The 15771-nt window shown below is 57.8% G+C and carries 13 protein-coding genes; 12 read left to right on the top strand and 1 reads right to left on the bottom strand.

The features are described 5' to 3' along the window. Position 1: 1 nt before the first annotated feature. The 10 genes from tsaE to LG300_RS09705 all read left to right on the top strand — a co-directional run bounded on the left by tsaE (position 2) and on the right by LG300_RS09705 (position 11631). The gene (tsaE, locus tag LG300_RS09750; protein ID WP_404374954.1) at positions 2–499 is read left to right on the top strand and encodes a tRNA (adenosine(37)-N6)-threonylcarbamoyltransferase complex ATPase subunit type 1 TsaE; all 498 of its coding nucleotides are present in this window, start codon (positions 2–4) and stop codon (positions 497–499) included. Further along, on the top strand, positions 490–1968 hold the full coding sequence (locus tag LG300_RS09745; protein WP_404374952.1) for an N-acetylmuramoyl-L-alanine amidase: 1479 nt from the start codon (positions 490–492) through the stop codon (positions 1966–1968). The genes tsaE and LG300_RS09745 overlap by 10 nt, the downstream gene beginning before the upstream one ends. A 52-nt stretch (positions 1969–2020) precedes the next feature. Further along, positions 2021–3937, top strand: coding sequence for a DNA mismatch repair endonuclease MutL (gene mutL / locus LG300_RS09740; RefSeq protein ID WP_404374950.1), 1917 nt, complete (start codon positions 2021–2023; stop codon positions 3935–3937). Between the two features lie 33 nt (positions 3938–3970). Continuing rightward, entirely contained in the window at positions 3971–4909 is a 939-nt protein-coding gene (miaA, locus tag LG300_RS09735) for a tRNA (adenosine(37)-N6)-dimethylallyltransferase MiaA (RefSeq protein WP_404374948.1), read from the top strand. A 151-nt stretch (positions 4910–5060) separates the two neighbouring features. Continuing rightward, positions 5061–5309 (top strand): RNA chaperone Hfq, encoded by a 249-nt coding sequence (gene hfq, locus LG300_RS09730; RefSeq protein WP_253502675.1) that lies wholly within the window; start codon positions 5061–5063, stop codon positions 5307–5309. 36 nt (positions 5310–5345) lie between these two features. Beyond that, positions 5346–6656 (top strand): ribosome rescue GTPase HflX, encoded by a 1311-nt coding sequence (gene hflX, locus LG300_RS09725; protein ID WP_404374946.1) that lies wholly within the window; start codon positions 5346–5348, stop codon positions 6654–6656. Positions 6657–6804: 148 nt separating this feature from the next. After that, positions 6805–8064 (top strand): FtsH protease activity modulator HflK, encoded by a 1260-nt coding sequence (gene hflK, locus LG300_RS09720; RefSeq protein ID WP_404374944.1) that lies wholly within the window; start codon positions 6805–6807, stop codon positions 8062–8064. Then, the gene (gene hflC, locus LG300_RS09715; protein ID WP_404374942.1) at positions 8065–8949 is read left to right on the top strand and encodes a protease modulator HflC; all 885 of its coding nucleotides are present in this window, start codon (positions 8065–8067) and stop codon (positions 8947–8949) included. It abuts the gene before it with no gap. A 190-nt stretch (positions 8950–9139) separates the two neighbouring features. Next, positions 9140–10333, top strand: a complete 1194-nt coding sequence (locus tag LG300_RS09710; RefSeq protein ID WP_404374940.1) for an ATP phosphoribosyltransferase regulatory subunit — start codon at positions 9140–9142, stop codon at positions 10331–10333. Beyond that, positions 10333–11631 carry an adenylosuccinate synthase gene (locus tag LG300_RS09705; RefSeq protein WP_404374938.1) on the top strand — a complete coding sequence of 433 codons (1299 nt, stop codon included), beginning with the start codon at positions 10333–10335 and terminating at the stop codon, positions 11629–11631. Before LG300_RS09710 ends, LG300_RS09705 begins: the two co-directional genes overlap by 1 nt. 103 nt (positions 11632–11734) lie before the next feature. Here LG300_RS09705 and cobO read toward each other — a convergent pair whose 3' ends face one another. After that, positions 11735–12334 (bottom strand): cob(I)yrinic acid a,c-diamide adenosyltransferase, encoded by a 600-nt coding sequence (gene cobO, locus LG300_RS09700; RefSeq protein WP_404374936.1) that lies wholly within the window; start codon positions 12332–12334, stop codon positions 11735–11737. Between the two features lie 212 nt (positions 12335–12546). Between cobO and LG300_RS09695 the strand changes: the two genes are divergently transcribed. Both LG300_RS09695 and pepN read left to right on the top strand, forming a co-directional pair. Then, positions 12547–13032, top strand: coding sequence for a YajQ family cyclic di-GMP-binding protein (locus LG300_RS09695; protein ID WP_404374934.1), 486 nt, complete (start codon positions 12547–12549; stop codon positions 13030–13032). A gap of 78 nt (positions 13033–13110) precedes the next feature. Further along, a complete protein-coding gene (gene pepN / locus LG300_RS09690) occupies positions 13111–15741 on the top strand; it encodes an aminopeptidase N (protein WP_404374932.1) in 2631 nt (876 codons plus the stop codon). The last annotated feature ends 30 nt before the right edge of the window (positions 15742–15771 follow it).

The raw sequence follows: 15771 nt of genomic DNA, 5'->3' as shown, positions 1-15771 counted from the left end.
CATGCAGGTGCAACTCAACAATGAAATGACCCACGTAGCCTTTGGCGAGGCGCTGGGCCAAGCGCTAAAAGGTCACGGGCGCGTCTATTTGGAAGGCGATTTAGGGGCGGGCAAAACGACCCTAACGCGCGGCATTTTGCGGGCCTACGGCTACCAGGGGGCGGTGAAAAGCCCTACCTATACGCTGGTAGAGCCTTATGAACTGGGCGGGCAGCGTATTTACCATCTGGACCTGTACCGTTTGGCGGACCCCGAGGAGCTAGAATTCATGGGCGGGCGCGATGTGCTGGCCGATGATGCGCTATGTCTTATCGAGTGGCCGAGCCGGGGCGAGGGCTGGTTGCCCGCTCCGGATCTGCGTATCCAACTGCGTGTGGCTGAAACCGGACGCATCGCGCAACTGAGCGCCGGCAGTGTACTTGGTGAAGGCGTCATAGAGCAGCTGGCAAGCCTGGGGGCTGGGAAGCAACAGGAGTGTGGTGTGATTCAATGGATATGAAAAGCCCGCTGATCCGTTTCATCGGCCGGTTGGTGACGGGGTGTACGGTTTTATTGGCAGGTACCGCGACCTTGCAGGCGGCCACCGTTGAGAGCATGAGGCTCTGGGCGGCTCCCGATCACGCCCGTTTGGTGTTTGACCTTACGGAGGCAGCCGAGGCCAATGTATTTTCACTGGACAATCCGGCGCGCCTTGTCATTGACCTGGATGATAGCCGGCTGGATACCGATGCTTCGACGTTGCCCTTGGATGGCAGTGCCATTGCCAAGGTAAGAACCGGCATACGGGATGGCGGCGGCCTGCGGGTCGTACTGGAGCTCAATCGCGCTATTGAGCCGCGCCACTTTACGCTGCCGCCCAATGACCAGTACGGCCATCGCTTAGTGGTGGATTTGGAGTACCCAGGCGAAAGTGCGGTGGAGAACCCCATCGACCCTATTGAGGCGATGATTCGTGACCAGGAGATCATGGCCCAGCGTGCGGCCCAGGCGCAGGCGCCAGGCGTGGATGTAGCCGTGCCTACGCCGAGTCCGCAGCAGCCCCCAGCCGAAGTCCAGCCTGCCCAGCCCCACCCGCAGCGGGACATTATTATTGCGGTCGATGCGGGGCACGGCGGCGAGGATCCCGGCGCGATTGGCCCATCGGGCACCCGTGAAAAGGATGTGGTGCTGGAGATCGCCCGACGGCTGGCTGCGGAGGTGAATCGAACCCAAGGCTTCAAAGCCGTGCTGATTCGTGACGGCGACTATTATTTGGGGCTGCGCCAGCGTACTCAGCTTGCCCGCGAACAGAAGGCCGACTTTTTCGTATCGATTCATGCCGATGCGTTTACCAGCCCAAGGCCCCAGGGCAGCTCCGTCTATGCGCTTTCCCAGCGTGGCGCTACCTCGGAAACCGCCCAGTGGCTCGCTGATAGCGAAAACCGCTCCGACCTGATTGGCGGTGTCGATGGCAGCCTGTCGCTGCGTGATAAAGACCAGGTGCTGCGCGGCGTGCTGCTGGATCTCACCATGACGGCTACGCTCAATGACTCGCTTTCCATTGGCGGGCAGGTGCTTGAACAACTTGGGCGGGTGAATCGGTTGCATAAGTCGCGGGTAGAGCAAGCGGGCTTTATGGTGCTGAAATCACCGGATATCCCCTCGCTGCTTATAGAGGTGGGCTTTATCTCTAACCCCGATGAAGAGCGCCGCCTGCGCGACCCCGTGCATCAACAGGGGCTCTCGACGGCGATTTTCAGCGGGCTGCGCGAGCATTTCCAGCGTAATCCGCCTCCGGCGAGCCTGCTGGCGTGGCAGCGTGATAACCAGCGCCGCCCCACCGGCAACGAGTACCGCATCCAGTCGGGCGATACGCTGTCGGCGATTGCGATTCGCCACGGTGTACCGGTGAACCAGCTTAAGCAGGCGAACGACCTGAATGGCGATGTCATTCGGGTAGGTCAAGTGCTGCGTATCCCCAGCTCTTGATAACAGAGCGCTCAAAAAGATCGTTTTTCATGCTTAGCATTCGAGGTGTTGGTTGACTGAAGCGAACTCGCTGCCTGGCCGTATCCATGTGCTCGACCCTCGCCTGGCGAACCAGATTGCTGCCGGTGAGGTGGTCGAGCGCCCTTCGTCAGTGACGAAAGAGCTGATTGAGAATGCCATTGATGCGGGCAGCCAGCGTATTGAAGTGGAGATTGAGCAGGGCGGTGCCCGGTTGATCAAAGTGCGCGATGATGGCATCGGCATTGGTGAACAGGATTTGCCCCTGGCGTTGGCGCGCCATGCCACCAGTAAAATCAGTACTTTGGAGGATCTGGAGGGCGTGAGCTCCTTGGGGTTTCGGGGTGAAGCGCTGGCCTCGATTAGCTCGGTGTCGCGGTTAGAGCTGGTCTCCAATGCGGAAGAGGATCCCCGTCAGGGCTGGCGCGTGGTGGCGGAAGGCCGTGGCATGGAGGCCCGGGTAACGCCGGCTCCGCATCCTCGGGGCACTAGCGTGGCCGTGCGCGACCTGTTTTTCAACACGCCCGCACGGCGCAAGTTCTTACGCACTGAAAAGACCGAATTTGCCCACGTGGAAGAGGCCTTTCGCCGTCAAGCACTGTCGCGTTACGACATTGCCTGGGTGCTGCGCCACAATCAAAAAGTAGTCCATCAGCTGCCCTCGGGTAACACAGCTGCCGCCCGCGAGCGACGTATCGCGTCGCTGCTGGGCAAAAACTTTATCGAACACGCCCGCTATATTGAGCGCGAGGCAGGCGGGCTGCGTCTAAGCGGTTGGGTAGGGCTGCCGACGCACTCTCGCTCGCAGGCGGACCAGCAGTACTTCTTCGTTAATGGACGGGTCGTGCGTGACCGCCTCGTCGCCCATGCAGTGCGCCAGGCCTACCGTGACGTGCTGTATAACGGCCGCCATCCGGTGTTCGTGCTTTATCTCGAGCTTGATCCTGATGTGGTGGATGTCAACGTGCATCCCACCAAGCATGAAGTACGTTTCCGCGATGGACGCATGGTGCACGACTTCCTCTACTCCAGCCTGCACCACTGCCTGGCAGCCTCCAAACCCGCCGAAGAGGAGCGGGATGAGCCGGAGCCTCAGGTGACGAAGGATGCCGAGCCTGCATCGCAAAACGCTGCCGCACCGCCTGCGCCACGTTGGCAGCAGCAGGGCATGGCGCTTTCGGAAGGGCCGGAGCGGCACCCTGGCGCTGAGCGGGTGCGCCGCTTTATGCAAGGGTATCAGGCGCTTCACCCCGACCACGAAGAGACGCTCTTAACCCCGCAGCCGAGTCCACCCAGCCCGTGGCCGGCTGCCTCGGAAGTGCGCGAAGCACCAATGGCAATGCCTGCCCATGATGCAACCGCCGCGCCGCCACTAGGTTTTGCGCTGGGCCAACTGCATGGCGTTTATATCCTAGCGCAGAACGCCCAGGGCTTAGTGCTGGTGGATATGCACGCCGCCCATGAACGGATTGTCTATGAGCGCATGAAAAACCAACTGGCAGCCGCTGAGGGGCTAGATACCCAGCCGCTGCTAGTGCCTGTCTCGCTGGCCGCGAGCCGCACCGAAGTAGCTACCGCGGAAAGCGAGCGAGACGCTATTGCACAGCTAGGCGTTGAGCTGGATATTGCCGGCCCAGAAACCCTGCTGGTACGTCAGTTACCCGCCCTATTAGCCCAGGCGGACCCCGAGGCGCTGGTGCGTAAAATGCTGGAAGAGCTAGCCCGCTTTGGCCGGACGCACCAGGTGGAAGCGCGTATTCATGAGCTACTCTCCACCATGGCGTGCCACGGCAGCGTGCGGGCCAACCGGCGCTTAACGCTCGATGAAATGAACGCGCTACTGCGGGATATGGAGCGCACCGAGCGCAGCGACCAGTGTAACCACGGCCGCCCAACCTGGACGCAAATGAGCATGAAAGCACTCGACCGCCTGTTTTTACGCGGCCAGTAACGATGAAGATAACCAATGGAGTGCGGCAAGCAGATGGCTGACACACGCCCCTGGGCGATATTTTTAATGGGGCCCACCGCTGCAGGTAAAACCGATGCGGCGATAGCGCTTCATGAGCAGCTAGGGCATCAGCTGATTAGCGTTGATTCCGCCATGGTATATCGCGGGATGGATATTGGCAGCGCCAAGCCGAGCGCAGGAGAGCTTGCGCGTGCGCCGCATCGCCTGATTGATATCCGCGACCCTGCCGACCCATACTCGGCGGCGGATTTCCGTGAGGATGCCCTGCAAGAGATGCGGCAAATTAGCGCGGCAGGGCAAGTGCCGCTGCTGGTAGGCGGCACGATGCTCTACTTCAAACGCTTAGTAGAAGGCGTGGCGAACCTACCTGCCGCTGATGCCGCCATTCGTGAACGGCTAGAGGCCAAGCGCCAGGCTGAAGGGTTGACGGGGCTGCACCGCATCCTCGCCGAGGTGGATCCGGCCTCGGCGGCACGTATCCATCCTAACGACCCCCAGCGGCTCATGCGGGCGTTGGAAGTGTTTTACGCCAGCGGCCGTCCCATGAGCGAATTATGGGCGGAACAGCAGCCTGAAACCTTTCCGTGGCGGGTGCTGTCGATAGCGTTGGCCCCTAATGATCGGCAGGTGCTGCATCAACGTATCGCACAACGTTTTGAAACAATGTTGGGCGAGGGCTTGATAGATGAGGTGGCCGCCCTCAGAAAGCGTAATGATATCCATCTTGGCTTGCCATCTATGAAGAGCGTTGGCTACCGTCAAGTATGGGAGTATTTGGACGGCGCTTACGACCAGGGGGAGTTACTCTCCAGGGGAGTCATTGCCACCCGCCAGCTAGCCAAGCGACAGCTCACTTGGCTGCGCAGCTGGCCATCGCTTAACTGGATAGACTCGCAGCAACCGGACGCATTGGATAAGCTTCTGAAATTCGTGCGTGAAAGCGGTGCTTAGCGTAAGATAGTGATTTCGTAAGCAAGTGTTTTCGAGTGGCCGGCTAGCTCTTTTGACACACCAGGCCTTTCGGGCAACAAGATTGCGGCGTAGCACCAGTAGGGCACGCCATTTGATAACCAACCCCAACGACAGTTTTAGGGAGAGCAACATGTCCAAAGGGCAGTCCCTTCAAGACCCGTACCTGAACATTTTGCGCAAGGAGCGCATTCCGGTCTCTATTTTCCTGGTAAACGGCATTAAGCTGCAGGGCCAGATCGAATCGTTTGACCAGTTTGTCATCCTGTTGCGTAATACCGTCAGTCAGATGGTTTATAAACACGCTATTTCCACGGTGGTGCCCTCACGCAATGTGCGTCTGCCGGCACAGGACCCTTCAGCCCCCGACGCTGAACTCTAACACCGCTGGATAGCAAAAGAGTCCACGAGGTATTGATTGTTTTTTGAACGCCCAGACGCCGGTGAAACGGCAGTACTTGTTCACGTAGATTTCTATGATGAACAAGCACGTGAAGACCCGGGTGAGTTCTTGGAGCTCGTGCGCTCTGCTGGCGCAGAGCCCGCGACATTGCTCACAGCAAGCCGACAGCGGCCTGACTCCCGTACGTTTGTCGGGTCAGGAAAGCTGGAGGAGCTGCGGGCAATGCTCGCAGCTCATCACGCTGAACTGGTCATCTTCAACCACAGTTTAAGCCCCTCCCAGCAGCGCAACCTTGAGCAGGAGCTCAAGTGCCGCGTATTAGATCGTACCGGTCTAATACTCGATATTTTCGCGCAACGGGCACGAACCCATGAGGGCAAGCTGCAGGTAGAGCTTGCCCAGCTTGAGTATATGTCTACCCGGCTAGTCCGCGGCTGGACGCACCTTGAGCGCCAAAAAGGCGGCATCGGCCTACGTGGTCCTGGCGAAACGCAGCTGGAAACCGACCGGCGGCTGCTGCGCGGCCGAATTAAGTCGATTCATAAGCGGTTGGATAAAGTTCGCAGCCAGCGTGAACAGAACCGCCGTGCCCGAGCACGGGCGGAAATCCACAGCGTTTCGCTGGTGGGGTACACCAACGCGGGTAAGTCGACGCTGTTCAATGCGCTGACCAGTGCCGAGGTTTATGCGGCCGACCAGCTGTTTGCTACCCTTGACCCAACGCTTCGACGGTTTGAGATCGAAGACGTTGGCCCGGTGGTAATGGCCGATACGGTCGGTTTTATCCGCCACTTGCCCCACAAGCTTGTCGAGGCGTTTCAAGCAACGCTGCAAGAAGCGGCGGAAGCGACGCTATTGGTGCATGTGATTGATGCCGCCGACCCTGATCGTGAGCTAAACGTTGAGCAAGTCGATCATGTACTCAAAGAGATCGGTGCCGACAGCGTGCCGGTGCTCAAGGTCATGAATAAAATAGACAAGCTGGATAGCGCGCCGCGCATTGAGCGTGACGCTCACGGCGTTCCAGAGGTGGTCTGGCTATCTGCCCAGAAGGGGCAAGGGTTGGAACTGCTGCATGAAGCGCTGACCGAACGTCTGGCCGGTGATGTCATTGGCTTCTCGCTTACGCTGTCGCCAGAGCAGGGTAGGCTGCGCGCAGGCTTGCATGAGCTTAACGCCGTGCGCGAAGAGAGTTTTGATGAGCAAGGGCGCTCCGTTTTGGATGTGCGTTTGCCACGGCGCGACTTTAACCAGCTGATGGCCCAGTTAGGTGAGCGTGCCAATACCTATTTACCAGAAGCATTACGCGAATCTGACGAATGGTAGCCCATCAAGTACCTAAGCCGTGTACTTAAGCCGTAGTGCGTGGCTGTAAAAGCATGGTACAACATTGATATAGTAACAATATCAAAAGCACCTGGCCCTGTATAAGCACAAGGCAAAGTGCAGGTGAACACCTTAGTGGAGACGAAGTATGGCCTGGAATGAGCCCGGTGGTGGCAACCAGCACGACCCCTGGAGCGGTGGCGGCCGACGCGGCGGCGACCGTGGTGGGAATGGTGGTGGAAACAACGGCGGTAATAATGGCGGCAATAACCAAGGGCCGCCTGACCTTGATGAAGCGCTGAAAAAGTTCCAAGACAAGCTGAACAACATGCTTGGCGGCAGCGGTAAAAAGAGCGGCGGTGGCAGCGGTAAAAGCGGAGGAGGCAAGCCCCGTAACTCCTTTGCGTTGCCTGGCCTTCTGGTTATCGTTGCCTTGGCTATTTGGGCGGCCTCAGGCTTCTATCTGGTTGACCAGTCCGAGCGCGGCGTTGTGCTACGTTTCGGTGAGTACCAGGGCATCGTTGATCCAGGCTTGCAGTGGAATCCTCCGCTGATTGACGATGTGCGGATGGTCAACGTGACCCGCGTTCGCTCGGTTTCCCAAACGCAGTCCATGCTGACCCGCGACGAAAACATCGTTGAGGTAGAGATCTCGGCCCAGTACCAGGTCGCTAACCCACGCGACTTCGTGCTGAACGTACGCGACCCGGCCCTCTCTATCGAGAACGCACTGGACTCCGCGCTGCGCCATGTGGTCGGCGGTACGGACATGATTGATATCCTGACCTCCGGGCGTGAGATTTTAGGCAGCTCGGTAGCGAGCCGTCTGCAAAGTTATCTGGATGCTTATGGTGCAGGTATCCGCCTTCAAACCATTAACATCGAATCCACCTCGGCGCCTGCGCCGGTTATCGATGCCTTCGACGATGTTATCCGTGCCCGCGAAGATCGCCAGCGGACCATTAACGAAGGTATGGCCTACGCTAACGCGATTATTCCTGCCGCGCAGGGTCAGGCGCAGCGTGTGGTTGAGCAGGGCCAGGGTTACCGTGAATCGGTAGTGGCGGAAGCGCAAGGTCAGGTAAACCGCTTTAACGCTCTGCTAGCTGAATACCGTAACGCACCGGAGATCATGCGCGAGCGGATGTACCTGGATGCCATTGAGGAAGTCTTCGGTAACACGCCCAAAGTGCTGCTGGATGTAAGCGAAAATGCACCGTTGATGTATCTGCCGCTGGATCAGCTGCGCGGTGGTAATAACAGCAATAGCAGTGATGAGTCCTCAAATAACAGCGGGGATAGCAGCGAGGCGATTGATCCGCGCTTGTTGGAGTCACTGCGGAGTGGCAGCCAAAGCAGTTCCTCATCGTCAACCAGTAATAACCCCATTCGCAGGGAGGGCCGCTAAATGATTAATAATCGATCCCTGCTTATCGTAGGTGGCATTGCTGCCGTGGCGTGGCTGGCAAGCAACAGCCTGTATGTAGTGGATGAAACCGAGCGCGCGGTAAAACTGCGCTTTGGTGAGGTCATTGAAGAGAATATCCAGCCGGGACTGCACGTAAAAATCCCGATTGCCCAGACCATTCGCAAGTTTGACGTGCGTCTGCTTACGCTGGATACGGACACCAGCCGCTATCTCACCCTTGAGCAGAAAGCGGTGATCGTCGACTCCTACGTGAAGTGGCAGGTGGTAAACCCCACGCGCTACTACGAGGCCACCGCAGGCGATGAGATGATGGCTATTCGCCTGATTCAGCCGCGGGTCGATGAGAGCCTGCGTAACGAGTTTGGTCGTCTGAATCTGCAGGAAATTATCGCCGAGCGTCGCGATGACCTGATGACGGGTCCCACCGAGGAGCTTGACGCGCTGATGCGCGAAGAGCTAGGGGTGGCGATTCGTGACATCCGGATTAAGCGTATCGACCTGCCAGAAGATGTTTCCGCTGCCGTCTTCGAGCGTATGCGTTCGGAGCGTGAGCGTGAAGCCCGTGAGTGGCGCGCCCAGGGGCAGGAAGAAGCAGAGCGGATTCGCGCCAACGCCGACCGCCGCCGCCAGGTGCTGCTGGCCCAGGCTAACGAGCGTGCCGAAACGCTACGCGGTGAAGGTGATGCGGAAGCGGCTGCTATCTTCTCTCAGGCCTACAGCCAGGACCAAGAGTTCTTCGCTTTCTGGCGTAGCCTGAACGCCTACCGTGAGAGCTTCTCCGGCGACGGCAATTTGCTGGTACTCGAGCCAGATAGTGACTTCTTCCGCTATCTGCGTAGCGCAGTACCTAGTAGCGCTGAGTAGTAGTAATGAACCCCGTCAAGCGGTGCGCCTGGCGGGGTTCATCTAGCGCATAAACGTGATAGACTTTACCTACCGGGCGTCGCCCGGTTTTTTTGTGGCCCTCGTTTCGTGAACGTTTCCACACAGTGCCCGGAGGGGCTGTTGGTGGTGTCGTCAGGAAGGGCCTTCATCGTCTCGCAGGATTGTTCACATGACCATCGCTGACCGCTGGCTATTGCCCGACGGCATGGATGAGGTGCTGCCGCCTCAGGCAAGCCGCATGGAAGAGCTGCGCCGTGCGCTGCTTGATCTTTACCATTGCTGGGGCTACGACCAAGTAATGCCGCCGCCGGTGGAGTTTTTGGACTCCTTGCTGACAGGTACCGGCACGGATCTCGATCTTCAAACTTTCAAACTGACCGACCAGCTGACTGGCCGCATGATGGGCGCATCCGCCGATGTCACGCCGCAGGTAGCTCGAATGGATGCCCATTCGCTCAAGCGCCAAGGTCCGGTACGGCTCTGTTACTGCACCAATGTGCTGCGCGCAAAAGCCGACCAGCACCAGGGCGGCCGCAGCCCGGTACAGGTAGGTGTTGAGCTGTTTGGTCATGCGGGTTTGGAAGCCGATAGCGAAATTATTCATTTGGCGCTTGCCAGCCTCCATGCGGCAGGCGCTGACGAGATTCACTTGGCGCTGGGCCATATCGGCATTTATCGTAGCTTGGTGGAAGCCGCTGCGCTGAGCGGTGAGCAGGAGCGTGCGCTGTTTGAAGCGCTGGCGCTAAAATCGCCGGGACAGTTGGCAGAGCAGGTGAACGCCAGCGTCAGTGACCCCGTGTTAGCGGAGATGCTGACGGCGCTGGGCGAACTGCACGGCGATGCCAGCGTATTGGTTGAGGCAAGGGAGCGCTTTGCAGGTGCGCCTGCGCCGGTAACGGCAGCCCTTGACCAGCTAGAGGCGCTTTATAAGGGCGTTCTGGCACGTTTTGATGTCTCGCTCTATTTTGATTTAGCTGAGCTACGTGGCTATCAGTACCATACTGGTATGATGTTTGCCGCCTATGTACCTGGCTATGGCCAGGCCTTGGCAAAGGGCGGTCGCTACGATGATACCGGACGTGCGTTTGGTCGCGCACGGCCCGCCACCGGCTTCTCGATGGACCTGAAACAACTGGCATCGCTGGCGCTGGCATCGCCCAGCCGGGGTGCGGTTTGGGCGCCTGCCCAAGCGGACGAGTCGCTTAACGCTGCCATTGCGGCGCTGCGTGAGCAGGGTGAACGCGTAATTCAAGCGCTGCCTGGGCAGCGTACTGGGCCGGCGGAGCACAACTGTGACCGCCGTCTTGAGTTTATCGATGGTCGTTGGCAGACAACGGCCCTGACACAAGAGACGAGTGCATAATGGGTAAGAATGTCGTAGTCCTGGGCACCCAGTGGGGTGATGAAGGCAAAGGTAAAATCGTTGACTTGCTCACCGAATCAGCCTCTGCCGTGGTGCGCTTCCAAGGCGGTCATAATGCGGGCCACACGCTGGTGATCGACGGTGAGAAAACCGTTCTTCACCTGATTCCTTCCGGCGTGCTGCGCCCTGGCAAGACCTGCGTGATTGGTAATGGGGTAGTGCTGTCGCCGGAAGCGCTGATCAAGGAGATCCGTGAACTGGAAGCCAAAGGGGTTCCCGTTCGTGAGCGTCTGCGCCTCTCTCCGGCGTGCCCGCTGATCCTGCCGTATCACGTGCGCTTAGACCAAGCGCGTGAGAAAGCCCGTGGTGTTGCTAAAATCGGTACTACCGGCCGCGGCATTGGGCCGGCGTATGAAGACAAGGTCGCCCGCCGCGGCCTGCGCCTGGGCGATATGCTGCACCGCGAGCGGTTCGCCTCCAAACTGGGTGAAGTGCTCGACTACCACAACTTTGTGTTGGTGAACTACCACGGCGAGCAGGCGGTAGACTTCCAGGAAGTGCTGGATAGCGCCATGCAAATGGCGGAAGAGCTGCGCCCCATGGTCAGCGATACGGTTAGCATGGTGCATGACCTGCGTAAAGCCGGTGAGAATATCCTGTTTGAGGGGGCCCAAGGCTCACTACTGGATATCGACCACGGTACCTACCCCTATGTCACCAGCTCTAATACCACGGCAGGCGGTACAGCGACTGGCTCTGGCGTTGGCCCGCTGTATCTGGACTACGTGCTGGGTATCACTAAAGCCTATACCACCCGTGTAGGTTCTGGTCCGTTCCCCACCGAACTGTTTGATGACCACGGCCGCCACTTGGCCGAGCGTGGCCATGAGTTTGGTGCTACCACCGGACGCCCGCGCCGCTGTGGCTGGTTTGATGCCGTTGCGCTTCGCCATGCGGTGCAGATCAACTCGGTGTCGGGTATCTGCCTGACCAAGCTGGACGTACTGGACGGTTTGGAAAATATCCGTGTATGCGTCGGCTACCGCAGTAAGGATGGCGAGGTGCTAGATAACCCAGTAGACTCAGAGGGTTACGAAGCTGTTGAGCCGCTTTACCATGACCTGCCAGGCTGGAAAGAGTCCACCCTCGGAGCGAAGAAGGTAGAAGATCTGCCTGCCAACGCTCGTTCTTACATCAGCTTCCTGGAAGAGCAGGTGGGTACCAGCATTGATATCATCTCAACCGGCCCCGACCGTGTAGAAACCATCGTGCTGCGCAATCCGTTCGACAGTAAATAATACGGTGGAAATGTAGCCGCCATTGCGCACGCAGTTGTGGCTGGCATGAAAGGGGCGTTCCGGCGCCCCTTTTGCATGGTCGCATCGAATGGATAGCTAAGCGTTAAAAGTCGATGCCGCGACGAGCCTGTAGACCGTTATTAAACGCGTGTCGTACTTCTTGCATCTCAGTAACTGTATCCGCCATGGCGATCAGCTCACGATGGGCATTGCGTCCAGTGATAATGACTGTTTGCTCTCTGGGGCGGTCGAGCAGCGCCTGTTTGACGGTCGCAATGTCTAAATAGCCAAACTTCAGCATATAAGTGATTTCATCCAGCACGACCAGGTAGGTCTCAGGGTCGGCCAGCATTTTTTCGGCCTCTTTCCATACTTCTTGGCAGGCGGCGGTGTCTGCCTCGCGGTTCTGGGTATCCCAGGTAAAGCCGGTCGCCATAATGGCAACACTCAGGTTGGGGTCCTCTGCTAGCCGGTTGCGCTCGCCGCACTCCCATAAGCCCTTAATAAACTGCACCACACCCACCTTATAGCCATAGCCCAGTGCCCGAGTAACGGTTCCCCAGGCAGCGGTGGTTTTACCTTTGCCGTTACCGGTGTTGACGAGCAGCAGGCCACGTTGTTCGGTGGCGTTGGCCACTTTTTCGTCTACCCGTGCCTTTAGCTTCTCCATTGACGCTTTATGGCGGGCATCACGATCGCTCATTGTCTCTCCTCGTTTTAGGCCTTCGGGTAATGTAGCAGCAGACTACGTTAACCCGGCACACTTTAACATCGCTAAAAAGCGTGTTTGTACAATTTTCTCTCCTGTTTGTAATTGAATTGCAGAGCTTTTGTTTAGCTTTTATCAAGAGAAATTGGCCGGTTGGGTGCTTGCTGCTCTAGAATGGTGGGTCATGTCTTGTCAGGAACGTTGCCATGCCCTCATTTGATATTGTGTCGGAATTTGATCAGCACGAAGCCGCCAACGCGGTGGACCAGGCAAACCGTGAAGTGCAGTCACGGTTTGACTTCAAAGGCGTTGATGCCAGCTTCGCCCTGGAGGGCGATAAAGTACAGCTCGAAGCCGAAGTAGATTTCCAGCTCAAGCAGATGCTGGATGTGTTGCGTAATCGCCTTATTGCCCGGGGCATCGATGCCCGCTGCATGGATATTAAGGATGCGGTGCTATCAGGCGTTAAGGCGCGCCAAGAAGTGCTGCTCAAGCAAGGGCTTGACCAGGCGGAAGCTAAAAATGTGGTAAAGCGTATCAAAGACAGTAAATTAAAAGTGCAGGCCCAGATCCAGGGCGAAAAGGTACGCGTGACAGGCAAAAAGCGTGATGATTTGCAGAGTGTCATGGCCCTGCTGCGCGGCGAGGAGGGGCCTGATTTACCGCTACAGTTCAATAATTTCCGCGATTAATTAGTACAAGAAATGCTCATCGGGTAGCGCACTGCCCGCGCTGCCCGGCTACTTTAAAGCTTACAGGAGTTTCGCACTATGTCTGATCCGCAGCCGGTTTATTTAAGCGACTATCAGCCGCCCGCCTATCAAGTGACCCATACCGAGCTGACGTTTGATCTTGACCCCACCGCGACCCGCGTTAAAGCACGACTTACCATAACGCGTCATGCCAATGCTGACCAAGATGCGCCGCTGGTGCTTAACGGCGAGCACCTGATGCTGCACTCCCTCGCCATCGACGGCCAGCCGCTCGCTAGCGCTGATTACCGGCTTACCGATGAAACGCTCACGATTGAGCGTGTTCCGGCAGCGTTTACGCTGGAGAGTGACGTAGAAATTTCCCCCAGCAGTAATACCGCGCTGGAAGGGCTTTACCAATCCAACGGTATGTACTGCACCCAATGCGAAGCGGAAGGGTTTCGCCGCATTACCTATTACCCGGATCGCCCCGATGTCATGGCCACCTTTAAGGTCACCGTGATAGGTGATCAGAAGCACGAGCCGGTACTGCTGGCGAACGGTAACCCTGTTGAACAGGGCAACTTGGAGGGCGGTCGGCACTTTGTGACCTGGGAAGACCCCCATCCCAAGCCCTGCTACCTCTTTGCGTTGGTGGCAGGCGATTTAACTAAGGTTGAAGATCACTTCACCACCATGAGCGGCCGTAACGTCACGCTGCAGCTCTGGGTGGAGCAAGAGAATCTCGATAAAACTGAACACGCCGTGGCTTCGCTAAAGCGGGCGATGCGGTGGGACGAAGAGACCTACGGCCGCGAGTACGACCTGGACCTGTTCATGATTGTCGCGGTCAATGACTTTAATATGGGGGCTATGGAGAATAAGGGGTTGAATATCTTTAACTCCGCCGCCGTGCTTACCCACCCCAACACGGCCACCGATGCCGCTTTCCAGAATGTTGAAGGCATCGTTGCCCACGAGTATTTCCATAACTGGTCGGGTAACCGCGTGACTTGCCGCGACTGGTTCCAGCTCTCTCTAAAAGAGGGCTTCACGGTATTCCGTGATCAGTGCTTCTCTGCCGACACTAACTCCGCGCCGGTAAAGCGTATCCAGGACGTATCGTTTTTCCGTACCGCCCAGTTTGCGGAAGATGCGGGCCCCACCGCGCACCCCATCCGCCCGGATCACTACATCGAAATTACCAACTTCTATACGCTGACGATTTATGAAAAAGGCGCGGAAGTGGTGCGCATGCTGCGCAATTTGCTGGGTTGGGAAGCGTTTCGTCGTGGCTCGGACCTCTACTTCGAGCGCTTTGACGGCCAAGCCGTAACCATTGAAGATTTTGTGGGCTGCATGGCAGAGGTCTCCGGCATCGATTTAGGCCAGTTTATGCGCTGGTACTCCCAGGCCGGTACACCGGAGATTGATGCCCACGGCGAGTACGACTACGCCAATGCCGAGTACCATTTGACGCTGCGCCAGCGTACTCCCGCCACCCCCGGCCAGCCCGACAAGCAGCCGCTGCATATTCCCGTCCGCATGGGCTTGGTAGGCACCAAATCCGGCCAGGACCTTACCCTCACCCTGGAGGGGGAAAAGCTGGGCAAGGATGCAGTGATTCACCTCATCGACGATGAGCAAACCTTTGTCTTCACCGAGGTGGCAGAGGCACCGGTGCCGTCGCTACTGCGCGATTTCTCGGCGCCAGTAAAGCTACACTTCCCATACTCTCGTGAGGATTTAGCTTTCCTGCTAACCCACGACAGCGATGGCTTCAACCGCTGGGATGCAGGACAGCGGCTGGCTATGCTCGCCCTTGATGATCTGATCGCCGCCCACCGCAATGGCGTTGAGAAGGTGATGGATAGCCGTGTAGTAGAGGCATTCAGAGCGCTGATGACCTCGCCTATGGATGATAAGGCGGTGCTGGCTGAGATGTTAACGTTGCCTTCGGAAGCCTATATTGCCGAGCAACAGCCGATTGTCGATGTCGATGCCATTCATGCCGCACGTGAGTTTGTGCGCCAGTCGCTGGCTCAGGAGCTACGCGATGAGTTTATCGCCGTGTATAAAGACAATGCCAGCGATGCACCTTATGCGCCGACGCCTGAACAAATCGCCCAGCGCAGTCTCAAAAACGTAGCGCTGGCCTATCTGATGGCGATTGAGGATGACGAGGGCATTTCGCTTTGCGAAGCGCAGTTTGCTGCGGATCACAATATGACGGACGTGCGTCAAGCGCTGACGCTGTTAGTGCATAGTGACCGCGATGATTTAGCGGCACCGGCGCTTAAAGCGTTCGGTGAAAAGTGGGCGCATGACCCGCTGGTGATGGACCAGTGGTTTACGATCCAGGTATCGCGTCCCCAGCCGGACGTGCTGGAGCGCGTGCACTACTTAATGCGGCATCCGGCTTTCTCTATCAAGAACCCCAACAAGGTACGCGCGCTGATAGGTGCTTTTGCACAAAACCGGATCAACTTCCACCGCTTGGATGGTAGAGGTTACGCGCTGTTGGCTGATGTGGTGATCGAGCTAAACCGTCTGAATCCGGAGATTGCAGCACGGCTGATTACCCCCTTAACCCGCTGGCAGCGTTTTGATGAAACCCGCCAGCAGCTCATGCGTGGGGAACTGGAACGGATCAAACAAGAGCCGTTGTCATCAAACGTGTTCGAGGTCGTCGAGAAAGCGCTGGCATAAGGTGAAGCCAGCGAATTAACCATGGAGAGG

Origin of the sequence: Vreelandella aquamarina (genome assembly GCF_044805175.1) — a bacterium.
Classification (GTDB): Bacteria; Pseudomonadota; Gammaproteobacteria; order Pseudomonadales; family Halomonadaceae; genus Vreelandella; species Vreelandella aquamarina_B.
This window is presented reverse-complemented; position numbering and strand designations above follow the sequence as displayed.